Origin of the sequence: Acinetobacter piscicola, from assembly GCF_002233755.1 — a bacterium.
GTDB classification, from domain to species: Bacteria; Pseudomonadota; Gammaproteobacteria; order Pseudomonadales; family Moraxellaceae; genus Acinetobacter; species Acinetobacter piscicola.
The window spans coordinates 97493-105645 of record NZ_NIFO01000012.1; the positions used below are offsets into that span (position 1 = coordinate 97493).

Consider the following 8153-nt stretch of genomic DNA (forward strand, 5'->3'; position numbering starts at 1 on the left):
TTAAACTGGGTATAGTGTACATTGAAAATACCCACTAACTAGAGGGTGTTGTGAATAAACACAATGTAATATGATGCATTCTATAAAATGTATAATTAATTTGATAATTTGCGATTTAAATCTATAAACAGCTGATTAAGGAAATCTATGCATTCACAACAAGAAAAAAATAGCCATCAAGATTTTAATTCCAGCAGCAACAGGTCAAATCGTTATAGCTGGCTAGCTAAGTTGAATCTATTTGCACTGGCAGGGTTTATCTTGGCAATGTTTGCGATAGATGAGCAAGGATGGGTGTGCGGCATAGGTGTATTTTTCTGTTTTATTCTTATTTTTGTGTTTAGAGCATTGTCTGAACAGCAAAATATGATTCGTTTTCAGCAAAGGCAGATTCAGGATTTATTGGAGGCGCAGAAACGTAATAAAGCAGTTGAATCACCAACTCAAACTGCCGAAGTTAAAGTAGATGATATTGAAAAATTCGAACAAAATAACGTAATTAATGTTGAATCTCCGACACAGCTAAGTTCAATACCTATAAAAATTTCAACTTCATTGGGACATCACTCTAACGTTATTGATGATGTAAATGACTCTAGCCTAGCAACAACTGATGTAGATGTGCCGCAAGCGCATGCTAATTTATCCGATCATATCGATTTTGCATCTTCTCCTTTAGATACATCGCCATCATCCAATCTTGATTTAGAAATCAACAACAATTCTGATTCGCAACAAAAACAACAATCCTTATTCAAAGACAGCCAGTTAAAAGACAGTGATCTGCTCAAAGATTTAAAAGGCATGACTTCTTTATGGAGTGCTTTTGTTGATTGGTTTAAGGGCGGTAATAGTATTGTTCGGGTTGCGATTATTATCCTGTTAATCGGGATAATTTTATTACTGCGTTTTGCCAGTGAATATTGGCAACCGACTTTAAGCAGTAAAATGATAGGGATCGCCGTTGCAGGTATAGTCATGACAGTGATTGGCTATCGACTAAGGCATAAACGTTATGGTTATGCGATTAGTGTGCAAGGGGCGGGGCTGGGCATTCTATTTTTAGTGCTATTCAGCGCATTTAAATTGTCTGTGATCACTTCGATCGGAGTGAGCTATGGTTTACTGATCATTTTATTAGCAATAACCTTACTTTTAGCATTACGACAGAATGCATTAATTTTGGCTTTTATTGCTTTGGGAAGTGGTTTTGTTGCACCTTTTATTTTAAATACAGGAAGCAATAATATTCCTGCATTATTCAGCTATTATTTGGCTTTAAATATAGCACTTGCAGTGATTGCATTCTTTAAACCGTGGCGAATTTTGAATACTGTTTCGCTGTTGGCGACATTTGGAGTCGGTGGTTTAAGTATTTGGATGAAAGCACAGCCTGAACAATATGCGGTGTTAACACTTTTAGTTTGGTTACATTTTGCTTTATATCTATTTATTTCTATACGCTACAGCTTAAACATTTCAAAATATAAAATTGCTTTTAAAAATATACCTTTAATCGATACAGGTTTAATTTTTGCTACGCCGTTTATGGCTTTTACATTATATGCAGGACTGGTCTATCACAGCGCCAGTCGTTTGAGTTTCGCGAGTGCTGTACTGGCATTGGTTTATTTTGCTATTGGTTATGCTTTACATAAAAAATATCAATCACTGACTTTGTTGATTCAAAGCTTCTATGGTTTAGGACTGACTTTCCTAGCTTTGGTTTTACCTTTTGCATTTAATGCGCAATGGACAAGTACTGGATGGGCAGTTCAAGCACTGGCTTTGATTTGGATTGGTTGCCGTCATCAGCTTAAAAATAGTGTGTTGTTTGGTTTGGTTTTATTGGGACTAAGTACAGGCTCTTGGTTTAAAAGCATTTTTATCGACGAGAATATCAGCCTTGTTGCAGTCACATTCTTGTGTCTTGCATTGTTGTTGAGCTTGTATATTTTTCATACACCTGAATTGGATGAATCATCCTCTAAATCATTTTCTAAAAAAAGCATTGCTGAAAATGATCAATCAGGCTCTATTACACAAGCTAAAAGCACATCAGTTTTCAAATCATTGATTGAAATGACTCAAGTGATTGGGTTTATCGCATTGCAACTTGTTGTGCTGGTTTATAGCTGCACCTTATACAGAATGGATCAACTCGATCACAATACAATATTGATGTCGATTTTGACTATTGTTGCAATCGCGATTGCATGGCGAATACATCAAGTACAGCGACAGATTTCAGCAGCGGTTCAGTTGTTTGCGGGTTGTGGATTATTTTACTTTGCATTGATTCCTGTGATGCTGTGGCAGGCCGATATTGTTTCATTGTGGTGGACTGTTCAAGCTTTATCTATGCTGATATTCACCAGTCGTTATGCAATTGTAAGTTTGAGAAATTTTGCATCGATTCTGCTATTTTCAAGTGCATTATCCGTAGTCGTGGCAATTTTAAATGACGATCCATTACGTTATTTTGCAGCGACATTATTAATCTGTAGTTTGGCTGTTTCAGCATATTGGTTGAGGTATAAAACTCAACCTATGGCAATGTCAACAGATCGTATCTTTGCTTGTATCAGTTTGCTTATTTCATTCATGTTTACGCCGTATTTGGCGTATCAACTGTTTGATGCTCTGTCATGGGAATTACGTAGTATTGGCTTGCCGATGTTGGTCTGGTGGGGGATATTGACGGTTATTTATCGCTTTAAGCAACGTGTACTGGATCATGTCTGGTTATTTTTTACGGTTGCATTATTACTCTTCAGCGCAGTGGAAATCGCTTTGGTGAGCTTGTTTGTGGTAGATGACTTGCAGTTATGGGCAATGTCCGCTAAGTATCACTTGTCGATGCTCATGACGATTGTGACTTGGTGTGTTGCTTTTATCTTTGTTTTAAAAGTATTTACTGCACAACTCAATCGAGTACTGGCGCAATTTTTAATGTTGAGCGCTGTTTTACTTCTAGCAGTATTTGGTGGTCTGATTGCATCGAATGAGCTGTCTTTCACACCACTGCTTTTATTATTCCCAATCGTGGTGTTGCTCGCATCATTAAAAATTAAAGCATTACAATTCTTACAAGATTATTGGATTGGTAATTTTGCTATTGCTGGACTCGCTTTAGTGAGTTTATGGGTTGTCAGCCTGTTTCATAATGGGGATTGGAATCTGAGTTATGTGACCTTGTTGAATCCAATCGATATTTTGAGTATCGGTTTATTTATTATTCTCATCGTTGCAATAAAACCGATTTTGGAAGGGCAACAGCGTAGTTTGCAAATAGCCAGTATGGCTGTGGTGATACTCACAGGTTTGATGTTGATCAGTAGTATCCTGTTGCGCAGTTTACATCATTATTTACAGCTTCCTTATTGGTCAATTGAAGCGTGGCAGAACGGAACAGTTCAAGCCAGTTTAACGATTTTATGGGTGGTTTTAGCCCTTGTTCTGACCACCTTTGCAAGTAAAAAAGCCTTACGTTATGTATGGATGATTGGTATTGCAGTATTGGCATTGGTGATTGCTAAATTAATATTCTTAGATTTATCGCATACACATACCATTACTCGAATTGTCTCGTTTATTGGAAGTGGTTTGGTAATGTTAGTGATTGGTTATTTTGCACCTTTACCGCCTGCACCCAAAGATTCGAGTACTGAAAATAAAGGCTAAAGTGAAGTTGAAAATGGTGTTTCTGCACAGTGTTTTGTTTTAAAGATTGCTGTTTCTGATAGTAAAAAGCCCTATTGTGTAACAATGCTGATCAGTTAAGCTTTTTTAAATCCTCCCCCTTGCGGAGCTACGCTCCTCACCTTTGATAAAGGAAGGAGGAGCAGCACTGCTGCGTAGGAATCTAAAATTATTTTTAAATTCTCAATAGTTCCCCTCTTTTTTAAAGAGGGGTTAGGGGAGATTCTTAGATGAGTAACGACTAAATTACTCTTAACTGATTGGTATTACTTATTAATATAGGGCTTTTTCTTATTGCTAAGCTATGGTTACTTCAAAATAATCTTTGTTAGACCTTATAGCTGCTTATCCTGTTTTTTCTCAAGTTTTAAATCTTGAGCATTGGCATAGTCGTCAATATCACCATTGACTGATGTTGCTGTAGTTGGTGTTGGTCGATCTACAAAGCCAATTTTAGGTACAGCGATTTCAATTTTATTCTCAACAAAGCGATTTCGAATAAACTCGTGGATTTCATCTTTGACTTGTAAATAATTGTCCTGTTTACACCATAGAGCAAACAGGATTTCAATTGAAGATTCACCAAAGGCAGAAACAGTGACATGTGGTTTGGGGTCAGCTAACACCAATGGATAAGCATTTGCAATGTTGATCAAAACTTCACGGACTTTGTTAATATCTTCATCAAAATTAATTGGAACAATAATAGGGAGTCGCCGTATAGGGAATTTGGATAAATTATGCACAGGTGCGCGAATCAATTGTTCATTGGGAAGTCGTACATAAACATTGTCTAAGGTTAAAAGCTTGACTGAAAGAAGGTCAATTGAAATCACTTCACCTTCAATGGTATGCCCACGAATTAGCGTGAGTTGAATGGTATCGCCGACTTCAAAAGAACCTTCACCAATCAAAAATAAACCACTAATCAAGTTCGATGCAGATGTTTGAGAGGCAAAACCTAAAGCAACCGTCAAGATACCTGCTGCGCCTAAGAATACGCTGAGTTTAAAGCCTGCTTCTTTTAAACTGGCAATGACAAACAGTAAGAAAATAAAATAGAAAATACCTCTACGCCAAACCAATCGTTGATGTGCATTAAAACGTACACCAATAGTTCGAATGAACGTATTAGAAACCACTCTTGCCAGAACAAAACCGACAAAACATAAAACCAAAGCAACTGCAATTTCGCTTAAGCGATCAACATTTACATTGGTAAATACGCCTTTCAAACTATCTATAATATCTTTGGGAATATTGGATTCAGCCATATTTTTACCTCAGCCCTTAGAAGAATGAATCAAACATATTGAACAATGCGCCACCTGGAGAGCGTGGTGGATGTACATAAGTCACTTCACCTGCGAGTGGAGGAGTGCGATTTTCGATTCTGACACGGGCAGGGCGGTCACTTCCCTCATACAATACTTTGATTTGTGATGTCCAAAGTCGTTTGGTACTTTCACTATAGAAAAGGGGAAGAGCAGGAACAGGAACATTCATTCGGTCAAAACGCAATTGATGGTTACTTACATTGTGAAAATCAATCGGTGTTACTGCACGGAAAGCACGTGGGCGCAGCAAACTAAGTTCTGTGCGACCATCTACAGAAGAGGCATAACACATTTCACCATTACGATGATCAGGGCCAAACCAAGTATCTTTAGGTTGGATGACTGGAATATCAAACAACGGTTCTTTTTGCGCTTGCACAAAACCAGAAACCCAAAGCGGGGTACTGATATACAATGTTCCACGTTGTCCAGCAGGAATATAAATTGGATCGACAGGGCGGATCACCACAGAACGATCTGCCAAACGTGGCATTAACTGGAATGTATTATGCGTTTCCCTAAACATATAGCGTTCAACATGTACAGGTTCGGGAAATCCAAAATTGACATCATTAATTTGATGCCATTGTTGTTCATAGTCATATTGAAAATGCGGGCGATAGTATTCCAAACGCCATTCTTGTAAACCACGTGTGAGTCGTAGCATCATTGAGCCAAATTGCCATGCTTTGCATTGCGAAAGTTCAAAGTGTTGTTCTCCCCACCATTTTAAATTAGGGAGCTCTGGCTCTAGATGTTCATTCTTTTTAGACAAAAGTGTTCATCCTTCTCATTAAATCTTCAAAAACAGACTTCACGCTGTCATACGCATAGAGTACACTCAAAGCAATTTTAATCATTAATATAAGTTGTAATGCAAGTCCTTAAACAATTACAAATACCATATAGTTTTGCAAAACGGCATGGAGTGCTGTTGCGTTATGAGGGTGATCAAGTTTTTATTGTTCGCCGTCAGGATACCGCACAAATTGCGATTCAGGAAGCACGTCGCTATCTTGGTCGTACAGCACAACATCAATTATGTAGTGAAATTGAGTTTAATCATATGCTCAGTTCAAGCTACGCAGGTGAAACTGGGGAATCTCAGCAAGTGGCCGCAGGTTTGGAGGATCATCCAGATTTATTGAGCCTTGCAGATCAAGTCCCTGAAACTGAAGATTTGATGGATCAGGAAGATGATGCACCCATTGTCCGTTTGATCAATGCTTTATTGTCTGAAGCGATTCGAGTCGGGGCTTCCGATATTCATATTGAAGCCTTTGAAAAGAAACTATCTGTGCGTTTACGTGTAGATGGTCAATTGCGCGAAATTGTGCAACCACGCCGTGAACTTGCACCGTTATTGGTGTCACGTATTAAAGTCATGGCGAAACTGGATATTGCCGAAAAGCGTGTTCCGCAAGATGGTCGTATTTCTTTGCGTCTTGCTGGACGTGAGGTCGATGTGCGTGTTTCGACTTTACCGTCATCGCATGGTGAACGTGTGGTGATGCGTTTGCTCGATAAGCAAGCTGGGCGTTTGAATATGACGCATTTGGGTTTAATGAATAATGATTATGAACGATTGACGCAATTGGTTCATCGTCCGCATGGCATTATTCTCGTGACTGGCCCTACAGGTTCAGGTAAGACCACAACACTTTATGCGGCTTTGTCTGATTTAAATGATGGTTCGAAGAATATTCTCACTGCCGAAGATCCGATTGAATACCAACTTGAAGGGATTGGGCAAACGCAGGTCAATACCAAAGTTGATATGACTTTCGCACGTGCTTTAAAAGCCATGTTGCGTCAAGATCCTGATGTGGTGATGGTCGGTGAGATTCGTGATTTGGAAACCGCAGAAATTGCAGTTCAAGCGTCTTTAACAGGTCATTTGGTTTTATCTACGCTACACACCAACACTGCGATTGGTGCAGTGACTCGTTTAAAAGATATGGGTATTGAACCTTTCTTATTGTCTAGTTCTTTGATTGGTGTGATTGCACAGCGTTTGGTACGAACTTTGTGTTCGCATTGCCATACATGGCGTGATACAGATCAATTTGAGAAAGATGTTTTTAGACCTGTAAGCACAGATTTGAATTTACAATTACCTGTACCGAATGGTTGCGACTATTGTTCGCATACGGGTTTTACTGGTCGTACTGCGATTTATGAAATTGTCCCGATTGATGAGCAGATGCGCCGTTTGATTCATGGAAATGCAGCGGAGTATGAGCTTGAGGATTATGCACGTAAAGAATCAGGTTCGATTCGTGATGATGGTTTACGTAAAGTTTTGGCAGGTAAAACTACGATGGAAGAGGTTTTACGTGTGACGAATGAAGCGGCGGAGTGATGTGTTTATTTTCTTAACCTAACTAAAATTGTGGAACAATGATCAAATACTTAGGCGTGAAACGTGAATAATGACAGGAAAGCCGCTCCAGTGCGCTGAACCATGGAGCGGCTTTAACTAAGATATTGATGCTTATAGGAAAAGTTTAAGCATTTCGCATAAGGTGTATTATGTTAATTTCAGGAAAATTTAAAGATCATTGATCTTTAAAAAAAAGAGGACAATCTTTTTTTTCAATTTAATATGAGTTCTTATGATAACTATTTATTACTATCTCTCGTGGGTAAGTTTTATCTTATTTATTTTCTTTTCTTTAGTTTTAATAATTTTTAGAAAGCCACTATATGGCCTAGGGCTCTTATTTATTATTCCTACATTGTTTTTTTGCATAAAATATAATCGATTATTACCGCCTCCTAAATATATGAGTTCTGAAATATTATGTGCTACTTACACTTATAAAGGTATTGATCCAACATCCAGTTCTAGAGGAAGAAGGGCTGAGGTGTACTACTTTCAATTTGATAATAATATTGAATTTTATTTCAGAAATGATATAAAAAAGCATAAGTTAGATTTTAATAAATTATATATAAACGATAAATTTTGTTTTACACTTCAGCGTAATAAGGATTACAAAAATAATTTACGTAGGGCAAAAATAATTAAAGTTGAAAAAAATCACAAATCTAACTCCATTTAACATAATGGTGCTTATGCGAAATGTTTTTGTTAGAACCCATTTAAAGTGT

4 protein-coding genes are annotated in these 8153 nt (G+C 37.9%); 2 read left to right on the top strand and 2 right to left on the bottom strand.

Annotated features, from left to right (window positions below; all coding sequences use genetic code 11):
* The first annotated feature begins 147 nt into the window (after positions 1 to 147).
* Positions 148 to 3684, top strand: a complete 3537-nt coding sequence (locus CDA10_RS13150) for a DUF2339 domain-containing protein (protein ID WP_089606030.1) — start codon at positions 148 to 150, stop codon at positions 3682 to 3684.
* A gap of 353 nt (positions 3685 to 4037) precedes the next feature.
* Here the strand turns inward: CDA10_RS13150 and CDA10_RS13155 are convergent, their stop codons facing one another.
* Both CDA10_RS13155 and CDA10_RS13160 read right to left on the bottom strand, forming a co-directional pair.
* Entirely contained in the window at positions 4038 to 4976 is a 939-nt protein-coding gene (locus tag CDA10_RS13155) for a mechanosensitive ion channel family protein (RefSeq protein WP_089606031.1), read from the bottom strand.
* A 16-nt stretch (positions 4977 to 4992) separates the two neighbouring features.
* A complete protein-coding gene (locus tag CDA10_RS13160; RefSeq protein ID WP_089606032.1) occupies positions 4993 to 5814 on the bottom strand; it encodes a hypothetical protein in 822 nt (273 codons plus the stop codon).
* A gap of 99 nt (positions 5815 to 5913) precedes the next feature.
* Between CDA10_RS13160 and gspE the strand changes: the two genes are divergently transcribed.
* Entirely contained in the window at positions 5914 to 7401 is a 1488-nt protein-coding gene (gene gspE / locus CDA10_RS13165; RefSeq protein WP_089606033.1) for a type II secretion system ATPase GspE, read from the top strand.
* Positions 7402 to 8153: the final 752 nt, after the last annotated feature.